Here is an 18,978-nt window from a genome sequence, read left to right on the forward strand (position 1 = left end):
ATTAAAATGTAAAATTGACACCAAAAATGAACGAACGAGTTTTTGGATAATAGCTTCTATTATCAATACCTGGAGATAATCCACCTAAGCTCAACTCTGGATCTACGCCCGTGTAGTCAGTCAATGTAAATAAGTTTTGTGCAGTCAAATACAATCGCGCTTGTTTGAAATATTTAGCTTGGCTTGTGTTGAATCTATAACCTAAAGTCATATTATCTAGGCGCAAAAACGAACCATCTTCTAGAAATCTGCTCGACGCGATCAATGGTGTTTCAAAAATCCCTTCTTCTAACGCGTCTTTTGAAATGTTAGTCACATTCGCCTGTTGCAATCTTGATAAATCTGCACGTGTAGCATTGAAAATTTGATTGCCGTATACACCTCTTAAGAAAATATTTAAATCCCAACTTTTGTATCTGAAATTGTTGTTCCAGCCATAAGTAAATTTAGGAAGCGCATATCCCATAATTTGGTAATCGTCTGGTGCCGAAATTTGGTCCTGCGTTACCAATTCGCCTGAAGGTTTTTGGTAAATAGTACGTTTCGCAACTTCGTCGTAACCGACATATTTAGCCACATAGAAAGTTCCTAAAGGTTGGCCTGGCAATACAATCGATGCCGTTTGCCCAGTCCACCCTTCTAAGCCGATACCTCCTTCATAACGTTGTGACACACCGATATTCTCAATATTAGAGGAAAGCGAGCCAACTTCGTTTACATTTCTAGCAAAATTCACGGTAGTGGAATAGCGGAAATTTTCATTGGAATATACATTCGCATTCAATACCACTTCTATTCCTTTATTACTCATACTTGCACCATTTGCCAATAATCTATTGAATTGATAAGGAGGAGACGGCACATCGTATTCATACAATAAGTCTTTGGTTTCTTTATTATAATACTCAATTGTACCACCAATACGACCTTTCCACAATTCGAAATCCAAACCTACATTAAACATGGAAGTGCTTTCCCATTTTAAATCAGGATTTTCATTTTGGCTTACACCATACGCATTTACCCATTTACCATTGTAGAAAAATTGTCCATCACGTGGTCCAAACAAAATAATACTACGGTAAGGATCGATATTTTGGTTACCCGATACACCATAACCCGCTCTTATTTTCAATTCAGAAAATAATTGTTGATTTTGCATGAAATCTTCACGTGTCAATCGCCATGCCGCAGAAATGGATGGGAATGTTGCCCATCTGTTATTCACACCAAATTTGGATGAACCATCACGACGAATAGAAGCACTTAACAGGTATTTCTCGTCGTAATTATAACCCAAACGACCGTAACCAGAGATTAATAATGATTCTTTGATGTATGGAAAATCACTGTATGGATTGTACCCTTCGGGCAAAGAACCCAAATTCAAATTATTATCCAACAAATCATCTGACATAAAGCCTACAGATGTACCGCGAAGACCATCATCATTCTTAGTCTTTTGATAAGAATAACCTGCCATCGCCTCAAATGTGTGCAAATCAGCAGTGAAGGAATAATTCAGATAAGATTCTAGAATCTTGTCAATATGTTTTAAGGCTGTTCGATCTGCAAATCCTCTTCCTAAAGCGAAAGAATCAAAATCTGTTCGAGCCATATAATAATTCTTATCCCAATGCGTGCGTTGATAAGATAAAACATTAGACCAAACCAATCCATCAACAAGCTTCAAATCTGCTTTGAAGTTTCCAAGCAACGTGTTATTACTTCTGTTTTCATCGCGAAGATTCAACATTGAAACCGGATTCATATAGCCTGTACGACCAACGACCTGAAAATAACCACCATACTGCGCATATTCTGGATCATCTGTCATTATTGGTGAAGTCGGCACAAAACGCGCTGCGCCATTAAAAATACCATAATCGATATGCGTAGATGTATTGATGCTATTTGCTAAATTAAATGAAAGTTTCAATCGGTTTTCAAAAGCGTTTTGATCGACGCCTACACGCGCAACAATTTTTTCTACACCACTACGTTTCACAATACCTTGATTGTTGAAGTAATTCACAGAAGCATTGTATCGTGTGCCTTCACTTCCACCTGTCAGCGATAAATTGTGGTTGTGTGACACACCATTTCTGGTGATAGCATCTTGCCAATCAGTTTCGAAGCCTGTTTCAGTCGGCGCTACCGCAAGACCATTTGCTTCGACAAAAGCCTTATGCTCTGCAGCACTTAATACATTGACACGATTAGAAACAGATTCTGATGCAGCATACCCGCTATACGAAAGTACAGGTGCGCCTGCTTTACCTCTTTTGGTCGTCACAAAGATAACTCCATTGGCTGCACGCGAACCGTAAATTGCTGTCGAAGATGCATCTTTCATCACGTCCATCGAAACAATATCATCTGGCGCAATTAATTCAATATTAGCTCCTACAATTCCATCAATGACATATAAGGGCGAAGAGCTCGCTGTCAAGGAAGAAGGTCCACGCAATTGCATCGTCGATCCAGCAGTTGGATCTCCACCAGATCTATTCACCGTTAGACCTGCTACCTTACCTGCCAACAATTGATCAGGAGAACTCACCACACCTCTATTGAATTCCTCAGGCGTAACACTGGAAATTGAGCCCGTAACTTGTTTACGTCTCGCTGTACCGTATCCTATGACTACGACTTCTTCCAATTCATCAGAAGCTGATATTAAGGCAATATCCAACTTATTTGCTCCCGCGACGATATTGATATTAGTTTCTGATTTCTCATAGCCAATCATATTCACGATAACTACTTGACTCCCCAGCGGTACATTAGTCAACAAATAATTACCATTCGCATCTGTAGAAGTTGCAGTAGCCGAATTTTTAATACTTACAGTTGCTCCTACTACCGCTCCTCCATTCCCATCTGTTATTTTCCCAGCAATAGAATTCGCCTGTATATACGACGAAGCATAACTAGAAAATGAAAACAGGTTGAGAAGCAAAAACAAATAGAAAAGCAACGAATTACGAAATGTAAAGTTTTGCATAATTTGAGTTTTTGGTTTATAAAATAGATGTATTTAGGTAAACATTCTACAATAAATAGAACATATACATAATAGCTTTTGTTTTCCTTTTGGTTATCACAATCTTTGGGAACGTTCCCAAAGAGGTTACATAAAGATAGAAATTTAATTTATTTAAACCAAAATTTATTCAAAAAAAGTATTTCGAAATTTTCAAAATAAGTTTCTATATTACTAGCTCCAAACCAATTTTATGCAAGAAAAAACTACCAAGTCCACTCTACAAATCTCTTCATTATGTATAGGCTTTTTAGGTATACAAATTGGTTTTGCATTACAAGCAGGAAATGTAACACGCATACTACAAAATTATGGCGCTGATCTTACCCAAGTCTCACTTTTTTGGCTTATAGCTCCGCTTTCAGGTGCTGTCATCCAACCCTTAATCGGGTATTGGAGTGATAGAAATATAAATTCGGGAAGTACAAGAGTTCCTTATCTTCTGACAGGTGGAATTTTGTGTGCTTTATCGTTATATGCATTGCCAAACTCGAATTTACTTATCGCATTATGGTCGCCACTATTTATAGGTGCGTTTCTGATAATAATCATAGATTTATCCTTTAATGTCAGCATGCATCCACTCCGTGCGGCTGTCACAGACTATCTCCCTACTTTTCAGCAACCTAAAGGATTTGCGATTCAAACTTTTTTAATAAGTATAGGAGCCATTATTGGATCAACGTTGCCTTATATATTACACAAATTTCTATCCTTTAGTTCTACTTCAGAATCACAGCAGATTGCCGACAATGTAAAATGGTCCTTTTATATCGGAGCAACTTTATTGTTAATTACGGTTTTAATCACCGCGAAAGCCATTACCTCAAATAATATAAATCCATTATCCGCTGCTCAACCTAAAGCGAGCAATACTTTTACTCTTCCGAAGATTCCTAAAAAAATGTGGCAATTGGGATTAATACAATTCTTCAGCTGGGCTGCATTTTTTTTAGTTTGGATTTATATGACACCAGCCATCGCCCAACATATTTATGCTGAGTTTGATTATTCTTCCCAATCAAAATTGTATGCTGATGCTGCCAACTATACAGGAATATTATTTGGATGCTACCATTTGGCTGCAAGTCTATTTTCCCTTGCTTTACCCTATTTATATAAAAAAACAAATGTTATCACGACTCACATAATTGCATTATTTATCGGTGGAATAGGTTTGTTAGTTGTATTTAATTGCCATAATGTTAATTTACTATATATCCCCATGATCTGTATTGGAATAGCTTGGTCAAGTATATTGGCATCACCATTTGCATTATTAAGTCGACTGATTCCGCATCAAAAAATTGGATTGTACTTCGGAATATTCAACTTATTCATAACAGTACCACAAATATTAGTCGGATTGTGCAGTGGTATTCTTATACAAGATTACTTTGAGGGAAAGGCAATATTTGCGATCATAATTGCCGGAATGTCATTATTGTTAGCTGGATCCACTGCATTGTTATTTCGAAAGTTTCTAAAATTGTGACGATTTGCGAATACGCAATTCTGACTTCAAAATTATTGTTTTGGCATCCACATCTTGAGGCTCTCCCTTTAATGTATTAAGTAATAATTTAGCAGCCTCTTGTCCAATTTGTTCTGCTGGCTGAGTGACTGTAGAAAGAGGAGGTGATAAAAGTTCTGCAATCTGAAGGCTAGAAAAAGCTACAACTTTCAAATCTTTTGGAATTTTTAATCCTAGATCATTACACACAAAATACGTAGAAAAGGCCAAGCGTTCGACTGAAGAAAATACTGCATCAGGTTTATGATTGATTAGAAGTTCCTTTAAGATTTTGAAATTTTCATCGTAAGAATTCGAACAATCTACTATTAAATCTTCTTGAATCGCGATTTTATGCTTCTTAAGTGCATCCTTGTACCCTAAGGCCCTTTCTTTACCAATAGAGTGATCTTTATCAACAACTAAATACGCTATGGATTTGCAGCCTCCTAGTATTAAATGTTCTGTCGCATCAAAACTACTCTGGTAATCGTCGGTCACGATTTTTGTAATATCTATATCATCATATACCCGATCAAAAAAAACAATAGGCATTTTTTTTAAATCTATATTATGTAGATAACTGTGGTTATCACGTTCGCCCACCACCGACATTAACACACCATCCACTTTACCATTCGAAATACTGGTAATAAACTCGCGTTCTTTATTTATATCATCATCGGTAGCATAAATCAAGATATGATAGCCCTCCTGCTTAGCAATCTTTTCAGCCCCTTTAATGATTTGCGTAAAATAATTATTCTCCAATTCGGGAACCACAACCGCTATGGTTTTACTCTTTTGTTCACGCAAATTACTTGCATAATGGTTTGGACGGTAATTAACTTCATTGGCATACGCCAAAATACGATTTCGAGTATTAGGATTTATATCGCTTTTCTCTTGAAAAGCACGAGAAACAGTAGACTTTGATAAGTTCAAAGCTTTAGCTATGGAAATTATATCTACTTTACTCATAATAATTGGCTAATTCAGGAATTATAAAAATACAAATTAAAGAAAATGGGTGATTAAATCACCCATTTTTCACATTTGTCTAAAAATGATTGGCTCATATCAGCGCCAATCCCAATATCTTCTGCTATATGAATTTCATAACCATTGTATTGAATACCCCCGATTACTGGATCTTCTAAATGTCCAACCATACATGTGTCTAAATCGTAGAATTTCACATTAGGCGATGCGTAAGCAAAATGTACTTTAGCCGCTAATGCCAAACGAGATTCCAACATGCCACCAATCATGCAAGGGATATTATATTCTGCAGCTACAGCCTGAATTTTCAAAGCTTCATGAATACCAGAAGATTTTGAAAATTTGATATTGATATAATCACTAGCATCAGCTTTGCACAACCTTTCCGCATCATGATGCGAATATACCGATTCATCCGCCATTATTGGAACGATTGTTTGTGTTCGCAATTCAGGAAGCAAATGATCATTATAGGTACGCATAGGTTGCTCGCAAAATTGAATTTTGTAAGGTTCTAAGCCTTGAAGAGCTTCGATAGCTCCTTCATAAGACCAACCTTGATTAGCATCTATACGAATAGGAATATCAAAACCTACAGCTTGACGAATCGCTCGGATACGTGCAATATCATCTTGAGGCTTCTTACCCAATTTCACCTTTAATGCAAAAGCTCCACTATCTTTTAATTTCAACGCTTTTTGCGCCATTTCTTCTGGAGAAGCTATACCTAAGGTAATATCTGTTATGATATCTTTTTTCTCTCCACCTAAGAATTTATATAAGGGCATTCCTGCAACTTTAGCCGCAAGATCATAAATAGCCATATCAAATGCTGATTTTACAGTCGCATTCCCAGCTATATACAAATGTAATTCTGCTATACGCGCTTCAATATCTAATGGATCTTTACCTTTCCAAATTTTAGCAAAGTCTTGCGCTACCGCCAAGCACGTGTTTTGCGTCTCTCCTACGATCATTGGGAAAGCCGAACATTCGCCCACCCCATAGTAATCTGTATCCGTAATAATTTTGATAAAAGTATTCTGCGCGTAATCCATCGTCCCTGTTGCTATAACAAAAGGTTCCATAGGTATGCTTAAGCGGTAGATTTCGATTTCTTTAATAATCATAACTCGTTTGTATAGAAGCACAAAAAAACGAATGAAATTCCATATTACCAATCAAACTACGAAATAAATACGAAATGAGTCTGAAATCTACTACAGTATTAAAAATAAATCAAAGTATTATAATTTTCATTGAAAATATTTCAATTATTTTAGTAGAAATTTTTTATATTAGCAAACTCTAATTAGGTAAACATAATTTATATAAGAATGCAGCAAGAAGGACTTTACAACCCAGAATTTGAACACGACGCTTGTGGTGTTGGTTTTGTAGCACATATAAAAGGTAAAAAATCCCACGATCAAGTGCGTGATGCCTTAGTTATGCTAGAAAACATGGAACATCGCGGAGCATGCGGATGTGATCCTGAAAGTGGTGATGGTGCGGGAATTATGATTCAAGTACCACATGAATTTTTGTGGGAAGAATGTATTGATTTAGGCATACAACTTCAAGAACCTGGCTACTATGGCGTAGGTATGGTATTTTTACCAAAGGAAAAATCTTTAAACGACCTGTGTCGTCAAGTTATAAAGGAAGCAGCTGAAGAAAGAAACATGGATTTGTTGGGATTCAGAGCTGTTCCAGTCAATAAAGAAGGAATCGGACCTACAGCGTTGAGTGCAGAACCTGAAATCGTTCAATTCTTCGTATCAAGGCCAGTAGGTGTTACTAACACAGAAGATTTTGATCGCAAATTATACGTTTTAAGAAGACTTATAATTCAGAAAATCAAATCAACCCAAGAATACCCACTTCCTCTTTATATTGCCTCACTTTCTTGCAAAACTATTATTTACAAAGGTCAATTAACGACCTATCAAGTTGGCACTTATTATAAAGACTTAAAAGATCCTCGTGTAGTATCAGCATTTGGTTTGGTACACTCACGTTTCTCGACAAATACATTTCCATCATGGTCCTTGGCGCAACCTTTCCGCATGATGGCACACAATGGTGAGATTAACACCTTAACAGGTAACTTGAACTGGTTCTATGCTGCAGTTCGCTCTCTTTCTTCTCCTTATTTTACCAAAGAAGAAATGGAAATCTTGTTGCCTGTGGTAGACAAAGGTCAATCCGATTCAGCTTGTCTGGACAATGTAGTGGAATTATTATTACACAGCGGACGTAGCTTACCACATGTCATGTTGATGTTGGTACCAGAAGCTTGGGATGGTAACACACAAATGGATCCGTTGAAAAAAGCATTCTACGAATACCACGCGACATTGATGGAGCCATGGGATGGCCCTGCTGCATTATGTTTCACGGACGGAAAAATCATCGGTGCTACCTTAGACAGAAATGGTTTACGTCCATTGCGTTTTGCTGTAACATCAGATGACCGTGTTATCGTTGCTTCAGAAGCTGGAGCATTGCCTATTGATGAGTCTACTATCATCAAAAAAGGTCGTCAACAACCAGGTAAAATCTTCGTGGTGGATATGGAAGAAGGAAAAATCCGTACCGACGAAGAAGTGAAAGGTGAATTGGTTCGTCAACAACCTTACGGTGAATGGATCAACAACTATAAAATCAAATTAGAAGAATTAGCAGAACCTCGCGTAACGTTTACCTACTTATCAAAAGATTCTGTTTTCAAATACCAACAAGCTTTCGGTTATTCGAGAGAAGATATCGAAACAATTTTGACGCCCATGGCGACTACAGGTTACGAGCCTATTGGTTCAATGGGTACAGATGTTCCTTTGGCTGTATTGTCTGATCAACCGCAACATATTTCTAGCTATTTCAAACAGTTCTTTGCGCAAGTAACTAATCCTCCTATCGACCCAATCCGTGAGCGTTTGGTAATGAGTTTGGCTACTTTTATTGGTAATTCAGGAAACATTCTTGTCGAAGACAAAAAATCGTGTCACTGTGTTACGTTAGAGCACCCAATCTTAACTTCTAGCGAATTAGAGAAATTACGTTCTATCGATACAGGTGTTTTCCAAGCGAAAACATTGCAAGCATATTTTAGAGCAGATGGCAAACCAGGTTCATTAGAAGCAGGTATCGAAAGATTATGCCGCTATGCAGATGATGCGGTACGTGATGGATTTGAGGTCATCATCTTATCTGACCGTGCGATCGATTCTCAACATGCAGCTATCCCTTCTATTTTAGCTGTATCTGCAGTACACCACCACTTAATCAAAACAGGTAATCGTGGTGCTGTAGGTTTAGTAGTAGAAGCAGGTGATGCTTGGGAAGTACACCACTTCGCTTGTTTGTTAGCTTTCGGCGCAACAGCAATCAATCCTTATTTGGCATTAGCTAGTATCCGTACATTGAAAGCTGAAGGTCAATTAGACACAGAGTTAGAATGGGAAAAATTACGTAAAAACTACGTAAAAGCAGTTTGTAATGGTTTGTTGAAAATATTCTCTAAAATGGGTATTTCAACATTACAATCGTATCACGGTGCTCAAATCTTTGAGGTATTAGGTATTGATAAATCTGTTGTAGACAAATATTTCTGTGGTGCAGTATCCCGTATCGGCGGTTTGAATTTGGATGATATTGCTCGTGAAGCATTAACTAAACACTGGCGCTCATTCGAAGCTCCACGCAACGTAAAACCATTATTGCCAGAAGGTGGAATTTACCAATGGAAACGTCGTGGCGAAGGTCACTTATGGAATCCACAAACTGTTCACTTATTGCAACAAGCTTGTCGTAACAACGACTTTGAAACATTCAAAAAATATTCCGCATTAATCAATAATCAAAAAGAAGCGATGTTTACGCTTCGTGGCTTATTGGATTTTGCAAAACATAGAAATGCTATTCCTGTAGAGGAAGTAGAACCAGCAAGCGAAATCATGAAACGTTTCGCTACTGGAGCAATGTCTTTCGGTTCTATCTCTCACGAAGCGCACAGCACATTAGCTATCGCAATGAACCGTATTGGCGCTAAATCGAATACAGGTGAAGGTGGTGAAGATGAAATCCGTTATGTAAAATTACCTAATGGAGACTCTATGCGTTCGGCAATCAAACAAGTTGCATCCGCACGTTTTGGGGTTACATCAAACTACTTAACTCAAGCCGATGAGATCCAAATTAAGATGGCTCAAGGTGCAAAACCAGGTGAAGGCGGTCAATTGCCAGGACACAAAGTAGATGATTGGATTGCAAAAACTCGTCACTCTACTCCTGGCGTAGGTTTGATTTCTCCTCCTCCACACCACGATATTTACTCAATTGAGGATTTGGCTCAATTAATTTTCGATTTAAAAAATGCCAATCGCGATGCACGTATCAACGTGAAGTTGGTATCTAAAGCAGGTGTTGGAACTATTGCTGCCGGTGTAGCCAAAGCGCACTCAGACGTCATCTTAATTGCGGGATACGATGGTGGTACTGGAGCCTCTCCTATCAGCTCTATCAAGCACGCAGGTCTTCCTTGGGAACTTGGTTTAGCTGAAGCGCATCAAACTTTGGTACAAAATAAATTGCGTAGCCGCGTCGTGTTACAAGCAGATGGTCAAATGAAAACAGGCCGTGACTTAGTTATTGCTACTTTATTAGGCGCGGAAGAATGGGGTGTAGCAACAGCTGCATTAGTAGCTGGCGGATGTATCATGATGCGTAAATGTCATTTGAATACTTGTCCTGTTGGTGTGGCGACTCAAGATCCTGAATTGCGCAAGTTATTCTCTGGTAAACCAGAAGATATAGTTCATCTATTCCAATTTTTAGCGGAAGAAATGCGTGAGATTATGGCTCAATTAGGTTTCCGTTCGATCAATGAAATGGTGGGCCGCGCACAATTCTTGAAAAAACGCGAAGATGTAGGTCATTGGAAAGCTTCTAAAGTTGATTTCTCTGGAATCCTACACGTAGCACGTAACGAAGTAGGTCAATCTCTTTATAATACCGAAGAGCAAGATCATGGCATGAGTATGATTTTGGACTGGGGATTATTGAAACAAGCAAAAGAAGCTTTAGAAAATAAAACTCCTGTATTTGGCACATTTAAAGTAAAAAATACTGACCGTACAATCGGAACTTTACTTTCTAACGAAATATCAAAAATCTATGGTTCTGAAGGATTGCCAGACAACACGATCAACTTCAAATTTGAAGGTTCAGCAGGTCAATCTTTCGGTGCATTCAACACAAAAGGTATTTCCTTCGAATTAGAAGGTGAAGCAAATGACTATGTAGGTAAAGGTCTTTCAGGAGCACAATTAGCCATTTATCCGGCAAAAGAAAGCTCATTAACACCACACGAAAACATCATCATTGGTAACGTAGCACTTTATGGTGCGACTTCAGGTCACTTATTTATTAATGGTATGGCTGGTGAGCGGTTTGCGGTACGTAACTCAGGAGCTACAGCAGTTGTTGAAGGTATCGGAGATCACGGATGTGAATATATGACAGGCGGTCGTGCCCTGATTTTAGGGGACACAGGTCGAAACTTCGCAGCAGGTATGAGTGGCGGTATTGCATGGATTTACGATATCAATGGCAACTTCAAAGACAACTGCAACCAAGAAATGGTAGATCTTGACCCACTTGATACACAAGATGAAAATGAAATTATCTCGTTATTGAAACGTCATGTCAACTTGACTAAGAGTGCGAGAGCATCTTATATCTTGGAAAATTGGGCTACCGAAAAGAACAAATTCATCAAGGTATTCCCTCGTGAATATAAAAATGTGTTATTGAAAAAAATGGTTGTAGCTTAATTAAAGAGGAAATAAAATCATGGGAAAAGCAACTGGATTTTTAGAATTTGATAGAGTACTTCCTCAAAAAGAGGCTGTAGAAAATAGAAAACAAAATTACCAAGAGTTTGTAAAATTATACTCGGACGAGCAATTGAACAATCAAGCTGCACGTTGTATGAATTGTGGTATTCCATTCTGTCACTCAGGATGTCCACTTGGAAATGTTATTCCTGAATTTAACGATGCCGTTTACGATGGAAAATGGGAAGAAGCATATAATATATTATCGTCAACAAACAATTTCCCTGAATTCACAGGTCGTATTTGTCCTGCGCCATGCGAATCGGCATGTGTATTGGGCATCAACAAAAATCCTGTAGCTATTGAGGAAATTGAAAAACATATCATCGAGATTGCCTACAAAAAAGGTTATGTACAACCTAATAAGTCTGCTATCAAGACGGGTAAAAAAGTTGCTGTTGTTGGTGGCGGTCCTGCTGGACTTGCTGCTGCAGCACAGTTAAACAAAGCTGGTCATGACGTAGTGGTGTACGAACGTGATGATAAAGTGGGTGGACTTTTACGCTATGGCATTCCAGACTTCAAATTGGATAAATCTGTTATCGACAGACGTATCGAAGTGATGAAAGAATCAGGTATAGAATTCCGCACTAACGCTGAAGTGGGTAAAAATGTCCCAGCTTCAGAATTGGATCAATATGATGCAGTTGTGTTATCAGGAGGCTCTACTATTCCACGTAATTTGAATATTCCAGGACGTGAATTGAAAGGTGTATACTATGCGATGGAGTTTTTGAAACAACAGAACAAACGCGTAGGTAACTCTCCTATCGAAACAGAAGAAATTTTGGCTACGGGTAAAAATGTATTGGTAATCGGTGGTGGTGACACAGGATCTGACTGTGTAGGTACTTCAAACAGACACGGTGCAAAATCTGTAACTCAATTTGAATTAATGCCTCAACCTCCCCAAACACGTACTTCGGCAATGCCTTGGCCTACTTATCCAATATTGTTAAAAACAACAACTTCTCACGAGGAAGGATGTCAAAGACACTGGAGTATCAGTACCAAAGAATTCTTAGGTGACGAAAACGGTAACTTACGTGCTGCAGTTGTAGTAGATTTAGAATGGGAAACTGACGCTTTGGGAAGACCAACTAAATTTAAAGAAGTAGAAGGTTCTCAACGTGAAATCCCTTGCGAATTGGTAACACTCGCAATGGGTTTCTTACACCCTCAGCATGAAGGTTTATTACAACAATTGGGTATCGCATTAGACGAACGTGGCAATGTAAAAGCTGCTGAAGGTTCTTACCAAACTAACGCAAGTAAATATTTCGCTGCAGGAGATATGCGACGTGGTCAATCCTTAGTGGTTTGGGCGATTTCAGAAGGCCGTGAATGTGCTCGCAAAGTCGATGAATTCTTAATGGGTTCTACTGTTTTAGAAAGCAAAGAAGCTGTCTATAATTATGCATAGCAACTAATCATCATCTATATTTTTCAATCTAGCCTTCTTGCAGAAATGTAAGAAGGTTTTTTTTATTTCTCAGCTAATAAGCTGACTTGCAAAATTTAAAAACGCTTTTTTGTACCGCATTAAAAATGTAATATTAAAACAAACTACTATCTACTTATGAACCCAAGTCTTAATTATTGGAATAAAATTAGGAACATAGGATATCATACAGATTTATCATTATATGATATGAAGGTGCTTAATAATATTAATTCAGCATCCTTTATTTTTATACTTGTTTCATTCCTATATGCGGTTCTTAATTTTTTTCAAGAAAGAGCATTATTGACCGGAATAAATTTCAGTATTACACTTAATCTCGTAGCGGTTCTGGTACTCAACCATTATAGAAAGTATAATTTTGCAAAGATTGTTCTATTATATTTTAATGCTTTATCATTATCCTTATCCGGCTTTATTTATAAAAATCAATCGGAACTTTATTTATTAAGTATATTAATAGCTATAGCCCTTATATATAGAAATAAAATAACGCAGATAGTATCATCAATCATTCTTAGTGCCATTTTCCTTGCTATAAAATTTGTCCCCTATCCATTTGAAGTAGATTTGCCAGTCACTCAAGATCGAACCATTTTAAATGTTTTCGGGGGTCTATGTTGTTTGATCTACATTATGATGCTGCAATACAATACACAAATTTCGATGAACAAGAAAATTCAACATCAACATTTGTTATTGCAAAAAAATAATGAGAATATGAAGAAGATCCTTTCCATTATCGCACACGATGTACGGGCACCGTTGGGATCAATTCAAAATTTACTATTTCTTTATAAAGAAAAAATAATATCCAAAGAAATCGGTACCGATACATTCGAATCTATTAATGATCGGCTAACTAATCTCGACAGCACACTAGTTGATCTCTTGAATTGGAGCTCCACTAGCCTTCGACGTTCTCAAGCCATTCCCCAAGATATCAACCTTCAGGAGGCTATAGACCACCTTTGCTTATTTCAAAAATCTCAATTTGAAAATAAAAATCTAAACATTTAGACGAATATTTCAAATGATCTACAAGTATTTGTTGACCCAGACCATTTAAATATAATTGTCCGCAATATTCTTAACAATGCCATTAAATTTTCTTTTAATGAAGGAACAATAATCCTTTCTGCGCAAGAAGAAAACGATCAAGTCATCTTAAAAATACAAGACCAAGGGATTGGTATTTCGGAAGAGAAAACCAAAAACATTTTTTGAATCCGTTCAAACGCCCAACTTAGGAACGGCAGGTGAAAAAGGAACAGGATTTGGCTTAGTGCTTGTAAATGATTTAGTTCACCAAAATAATGGGCATATTTCCTTAAAAAGTAAGTTAGGTGAAGGTTCAACCTTTATAATCACACTTCCCAAAAGCAAGAAACTGCAGCAAACGGAAGTTTTAATCACTTCTTGAATTATTGGAAGTGAAATGACATATAAGCATAACGAAAAGCAATAATCTACTAATCTAGTATATTTTCATTTTTTATATTGCTTTTCCCACGTTTTGCGTATGTTTGTACTTAATAAGAATTAATCTAAAGAGTACATTGGGCGAAATTCTACTTCATATTCTTGTACCGATTGTCATTTTTGGCTTCATAGCTTTATTTACGCTTTTTGCAGTATATGCGGAGCGGAAAGTAGCAGGTTTTGTACAAGACCGTTTAGGTCCAATGGAAACAGGTAAATTCGGTTTATTACAAACCTTTGCTGACATACTTAAACTCCTTCAGAAAGAATTAATTAACCCAGCTGCAGCAGACAAAATATTATTTGCAATTGCTCCGGTAATCATTTTTGTGGCGGTATTTATTGGGTATTCGGTTGTGCCTTGGGCTCCGGATTTTTTGCCAGCTGATACCCATACAGGATTGTTCTTTATTATGGCAGTCGTTTCTATCGATGCACTTGGCATTCTAATGGCAGGCTGGGGCTCCAATAATAAATATTCATTGTTAGGTTCTATTCGTGCTATTGCGCAAATGGTGTCGTATGAAATTCCAGTTGGCTTATCGCTTATTGCTGCGGTGATGATTACGCAAACTTTGAATCTTAATGAAATTGCCATAAATCAAGGTGTTTTGAGTACAGAAAGTATTCATTTTTTAGGATTTTGGGATGTATCTGAAATAGGAGGTTTATTCGCTTGGAATATATTCCAAGCGCCACATCTAATTGTGGTTTACGTGATATTCTTTGTAGCAACCTTAGCAGAATGTAACCGTGCTCCTTTTGATATACCTGAAGCTGAATCCGAATTAATCGGTGGTTTCCATACGGAATATGGTGGTATCCGTTTTGCATTCGTATTTTTAGCAGAATACGCCATGATGTTTTTGGTGGCTATGCTTGGCGTTGTAATTTTTTTAGGTGGTTGGAACACACCACTGCCAAATATTGGTGCTTTACAATTAGCAGATTGGACAACAGGTCTTATTTGGGGAATTTTTTGGACATTGTCAAAAACATTATTGATTGTAGGTGTTCAAATGTGGATACGCTGGACTTTACCTCGTTTTAGAGCAGACCAGTTAATGAATTTGTGTTGGAAAGTGATGATTCCTATTGCTTTTGCGTGCATGGTAATTTCGGGATTGTGGCGAATTTTAGTAATGAATTAAGGTGATTTTAAAAACAACCATACACGGCTTTGCGACTGCGGTAAAAGGATTACTTTTGACCGTACGCCACCTCTTTGGGGCTAAAAAATCACGTGAAATACGCGACATTCGCCAAGAAAATTATTTCGAAAAACAAGAAGGTGTTACGACCGTTCAGTTTCCTCACGAAAAAATGCCTATACCTGAAATCGGCCGTTATCAATTACACGTAGAAATTGAAGATTGTATCGTCTGTGATTTATGTGCGAAAGCATGTCCAGTGGATTGTATCGCCATTGAATCCATCAAATCACCTGAAGCAATTGGCAAAACATCGGATGGTAGCGTAAAACGTTTGTATGCGGCACAGTTTGATATTGATATGGCAAAATGTATGTATTGCGGTCTTTGTACCGTGGTATGTCCTACGGAATGTATTACGATGACCAATCAATACGATCGCAGCACAACAAAATTAACCGACTTGATTTACGATTTTGGGGAGATGACTGAAGAAGAAATTAAGCAACGTAAGGAAGAATGGACACGTTTCCAAGCTGACAAGGAGGCAGCGAAAAAGAAATAATGAAATTAGAAGTGTTTCTTTTTTATGCTTTCGCTGTGTTAGCGATTGGTTCAGCCCTTCTAGTTGTAAGTTTGAAAAATACAGCCCGTGCTTTATTTTTATTCTTCATCACTTTATTTTCCATGGCTGGGTTATTCCTGTTTGCCTTAGCAGATTTTGTGGCTATTACGCAAATCATGGTCTATGTAGGTGGTGTACTCATTTTAATGATATTTGCTTTTATGCTTTCCAACAAAGAGCTTTTAGCAGATTTACAAAATATTTCGGGTTCATTTATCAGTCTTCCGAACTGGCAATCTTTGCTATTGGCTTTAGGATTTTTTGCAGTTATTCTTTTGGGATTAAAAGAATGGAACAACGATATGCCGGATTGGATGCTCAGCAATATAAAATCTGGTGATCTAATTTCCCCGAATGATAATAATATTCATCAGTTGGGAATTAAATTTATGACGCAATATGTCTTACCTTTTGAGGTAATTTCTATATTCTTATTGATGGCTTTGATTGGTGCCGCACACTTATCCCGAAAGGAGGATACACAATGATTACCTTAACTCATTTTTTGGTGGTTAGTGCATGTATTTTCTGCATTGGTTTGTATACTGTTATTGCGAAACGCAATGCTATTATGATTTTAATAGGCATTGAATTAATGATAAATGCAGCCATTTTGAATTTTGTAGCATTCAGCAAATACGATAAAATAAATTACGGAGGTCAGGTCTTTGCGTTATTTGCGATTGTATTAGCGGCAGCTTCAGTTGCTGTAGGCTTGGCAATAATCCTGAATGTATATAGACATTACAAAACAATTAATCCAGATAATATTACGGACTTAAGAGACTAATGAATTATCTACTCAACATATCACCTATCTTTGCAAGTATGCTGGTCGTAGTTTTGCCTTTCTTGGCCTTTATTATTCAGGCTTTGTTTGGCAAAAAGTCTACTTCGGGCATCTTTTCATTGGTTGCCATTGTGTTGAGCACGATTATTTCTGGTCTTTTTGTTTTTGCTGAAGTGTGGAATGGCATTCCCCTACAGGCTGATTACAGTTGGTTTACAATAGGCGACAAAACATTCAGTTTTGGTATTTTGTTAAATAACCTGACGGTATTGATGCAGTTTATTGTTTGCATCATTGCCTTACCAGTGCACATATATTCTAAATCCTATATGAAAGGTGATGCTGGAATACATCGATATTGGATGTATTTGAGCTTATTTTGCTTTGCGATGTTGGGTTTGACCATTTCCAAAAATCTACTGATAATGTATATTTTTTGGGAATTGGTTGGTTTTGCTTCATACTTGTTGATTGGATTTTGGTTTACCAAAGAATCGGCAGTACAAGCGAATAAGAAAGCCTTTTTGATGAATAGGATTGGTGATTTGGGCTTCTTAATAGGTTTGGCTATTCTATTCAGTACGTTTGGCACTTTAGATTTAGTTGAAATATTTGGAAAAGATGGCTTGTTCTTCCAAGGAATAATAGACCACCATTCGGGATTAATCACCGCCGCAGGAATTTGTTTCTTCTTGGGTGCCATGGCAAAGTCAGCACAGTTTCCATTACATCTTTGGTTGCCTGATGCGATGGAAGGTCCTACATCTGTTTCCTCATTGATTCACGCGGCGACAATGGTCGCAGCTGGTGTGTTTTTATTAAGCTCGATTTTCCCTTTATTCAATAGCACTGTTTTATTAATCATTGCTATAATCGGAACAATCACAGCGATTACGGCAGCCATCTTTGCTTTAGGACAATATGATATTAAAAAAATATTAGCCTTTTCTACCATTTCTCAATTGGGTTATATGATGGTAGCCGTAGGCATTGGCGCTTGGGACGCGGGAATGTTTCATTTGGCTACGCATGCCTTTTTTAAGTGTCTTTTGTTCTTGAGTGCTGGAGCTGTGATTCACGAAATGGCGCATTTGAAAGCACATTCACATCAAGATTTTGACCCACAAGATTTACGCAATATGGGCGGACTTCGTCAATATATGCCAAAGACTTTTGTCTTGATGAGTTTGGCCTCCTTAGCTTTGGCAGGTTTTCCGTTGACATCAGGATTCCTTTCCAAAGATGCCATTGTTATTTCTGCTTTTGAATGGGCTTTGCAACAAGGAGGGCTGTATTTGGTAGTTCCAATCATTTTGGTTCTCGTTAGTATTCTGACTGCATTCTATATCGGAAGATTGATTTTCAAGGCTTTCTTCGGAACATTACGTGTTAACACTGGTCAAGCTCATTTACACGAAGCTCCAAAAACTATGTTGATTCCAATGGCTTTCTTAGGGATTTGTTCCTTATTCATTATATTTTCTTGGAATCCATTTTCGTATGCGAATGCTGCGATTTTAAACGGATTAGTTGTTAATTATACATTCCCTGAAATTCATTCTTTACATACGATAGTACCTATTACTTTAACTGCTACTGCCTTACTCAGCTGGTGGATTGGGTACAATTGGTACGTAAAAGGTAAATATCCATTGAATGCTAATAGTAGTTGGATTCATCTGGCACAAAATCAATTTGGCATGAATGAATGGATGATGAAGACATTCGTAACACCAACGGTGAAGCTTGGAAAAATCAGTTTTTGGTTTGATAAATATATTGTAGATGGTTTCGTGAATGGGGCTTCATACCTCATAAAACAACTAAGTGGATTGATAACCTGGATTGATAAATATATAGTAGACGGAATTGTAAATGCTGTGGCTTATCTAGCCTACGAATTGGGCAATGCACTTAGATTTGTACAGAACGGTAGATTACAAAATTACTTAGGATTCACATTGACGATGGTTTTGATTGGAATAATTTATTTGATATTAAAATAAA

Annotated in this window: 14 protein-coding genes; 11 read left to right on the forward strand and 3 right to left on the reverse strand. The window is 37.5% G+C overall.

Features of this window, described 5'->3' with window-relative positions:
• Window position 1: 1 nt before the first annotated feature.
• On the reverse strand, window positions 2–3,007 hold the full coding sequence (locus tag G5B32_RS05040) for a SusC/RagA family TonB-linked outer membrane protein (protein ID WP_165290460.1): 3,006 nt from the start codon (window positions 3,005–3,007) through the stop codon (window positions 2–4).
• A gap of 232 nt (window positions 3,008–3,239) precedes the next feature.
• On the opposite strand from G5B32_RS05040, the gene G5B32_RS05045 reads away from it, so the two are divergent.
• Entirely contained in the window at window positions 3,240–4,541 is a 1,302-nt protein-coding gene (locus G5B32_RS05045; protein ID WP_165290461.1) for an MFS transporter, read from the forward strand.
• Here the strand turns inward: G5B32_RS05045 and G5B32_RS05050 are convergent.
• The gene (locus G5B32_RS05050) at window positions 4,530–5,540 is read right to left on the reverse strand and encodes a LacI family DNA-binding transcriptional regulator (protein ID WP_165290462.1); all 1,011 of its coding nucleotides are present in this window, start codon (window positions 5,538–5,540) and stop codon (window positions 4,530–4,532) included. The two genes, G5B32_RS05045 and G5B32_RS05050, sit on opposite strands and share 12 nt — an antisense overlap.
• A gap of 53 nt (window positions 5,541–5,593) precedes the next feature.
• Window positions 5,594–6,691: a mandelate racemase/muconate lactonizing enzyme family protein gene (locus tag G5B32_RS05055; protein WP_165290463.1), complete on the reverse strand. Its 1,098-nt coding sequence runs from the start codon at window positions 6,689–6,691 to the stop codon at window positions 5,594–5,596.
• Window positions 6,692–6,898: 207 nt separating this feature from the next.
• Here G5B32_RS05055 and gltB point away from each other — a divergent pair, with 207 nt between their 5' ends.
• From gltB to G5B32_RS05105, 10 genes are all read left to right on the forward strand, one after another.
• Window positions 6,899–11,398 carry a glutamate synthase large subunit gene (gene gltB / locus G5B32_RS05060; protein ID WP_206366794.1) on the forward strand — a complete coding sequence of 1,500 codons (4,500 nt, stop codon included), beginning with the start codon at window positions 6,899–6,901 and terminating at the stop codon, window positions 11,396–11,398.
• 19 nt (window positions 11,399–11,417) lie between these two features.
• Window positions 11,418–12,884 carry a glutamate synthase subunit beta gene (locus G5B32_RS05065; protein WP_165290464.1) on the forward strand — a complete coding sequence of 489 codons (1,467 nt, stop codon included), beginning with the start codon at window positions 11,418–11,420 and terminating at the stop codon, window positions 12,882–12,884.
• Between the two features lie 156 nt (window positions 12,885–13,040).
• Complete coding sequence (locus G5B32_RS05070; RefSeq protein ID WP_165290465.1) at window positions 13,041–13,943, forward strand: HAMP domain-containing histidine kinase; 903 nt, start codon at window positions 13,041–13,043, stop codon at window positions 13,941–13,943.
• Window positions 13,944–14,024: 81 nt separating this feature from the next.
• Complete coding sequence (locus G5B32_RS17625) at window positions 14,025–14,150, forward strand: hypothetical protein (protein WP_410528459.1); 126 nt, start codon at window positions 14,025–14,027, stop codon at window positions 14,148–14,150.
• A complete protein-coding gene (locus G5B32_RS05080; RefSeq protein WP_165290466.1) occupies window positions 14,113–14,346 on the forward strand; it encodes a sensor histidine kinase in 234 nt (77 codons plus the stop codon). The genes G5B32_RS17625 and G5B32_RS05080 overlap by 38 nt, the downstream gene beginning before the upstream one ends.
• A gap of 136 nt (window positions 14,347–14,482) precedes the next feature.
• Window positions 14,483–15,556: an NADH-quinone oxidoreductase subunit NuoH gene (nuoH, locus tag G5B32_RS05085; RefSeq protein ID WP_165290467.1), complete on the forward strand. Its 1,074-nt coding sequence runs from the start codon at window positions 14,483–14,485 to the stop codon at window positions 15,554–15,556.
• A gap of 55 nt (window positions 15,557–15,611) precedes the next feature.
• Complete coding sequence (locus G5B32_RS05090; RefSeq protein ID WP_206366795.1) at window positions 15,612–16,121, forward strand: 4Fe-4S binding protein; 510 nt, start codon at window positions 15,612–15,614, stop codon at window positions 16,119–16,121.
• The gene (locus tag G5B32_RS05095; RefSeq protein WP_165290468.1) at window positions 16,121–16,669 is read left to right on the forward strand and encodes an NADH-quinone oxidoreductase subunit J; all 549 of its coding nucleotides are present in this window, start codon (window positions 16,121–16,123) and stop codon (window positions 16,667–16,669) included. Before G5B32_RS05090 ends, G5B32_RS05095 begins: the two co-directional genes overlap by 1 nt.
• Window positions 16,666–16,971: an NADH-quinone oxidoreductase subunit NuoK gene (gene nuoK, locus G5B32_RS05100; RefSeq protein ID WP_165290469.1), complete on the forward strand. Its 306-nt coding sequence runs from the start codon at window positions 16,666–16,668 to the stop codon at window positions 16,969–16,971. Before G5B32_RS05095 ends, nuoK begins: the two co-directional genes overlap by 4 nt.
• On the forward strand, window positions 16,971–18,977 hold the full coding sequence (locus G5B32_RS05105) for an NADH-quinone oxidoreductase subunit L (protein ID WP_165290470.1): 2,007 nt from the start codon (window positions 16,971–16,973) through the stop codon (window positions 18,975–18,977). Before nuoK ends, G5B32_RS05105 begins: the two co-directional genes overlap by 1 nt.
• Window position 18,978: the final 1 nt, after the last annotated feature.

The sequence above is a fragment of the Sphingobacterium sp. SGL-16 genome (assembly GCF_011043515.1).
In the GTDB taxonomy this organism is placed as follows: Bacteria; Bacteroidota; Bacteroidia; order Sphingobacteriales; family Sphingobacteriaceae; genus Sphingobacterium; species Sphingobacterium litopenaei.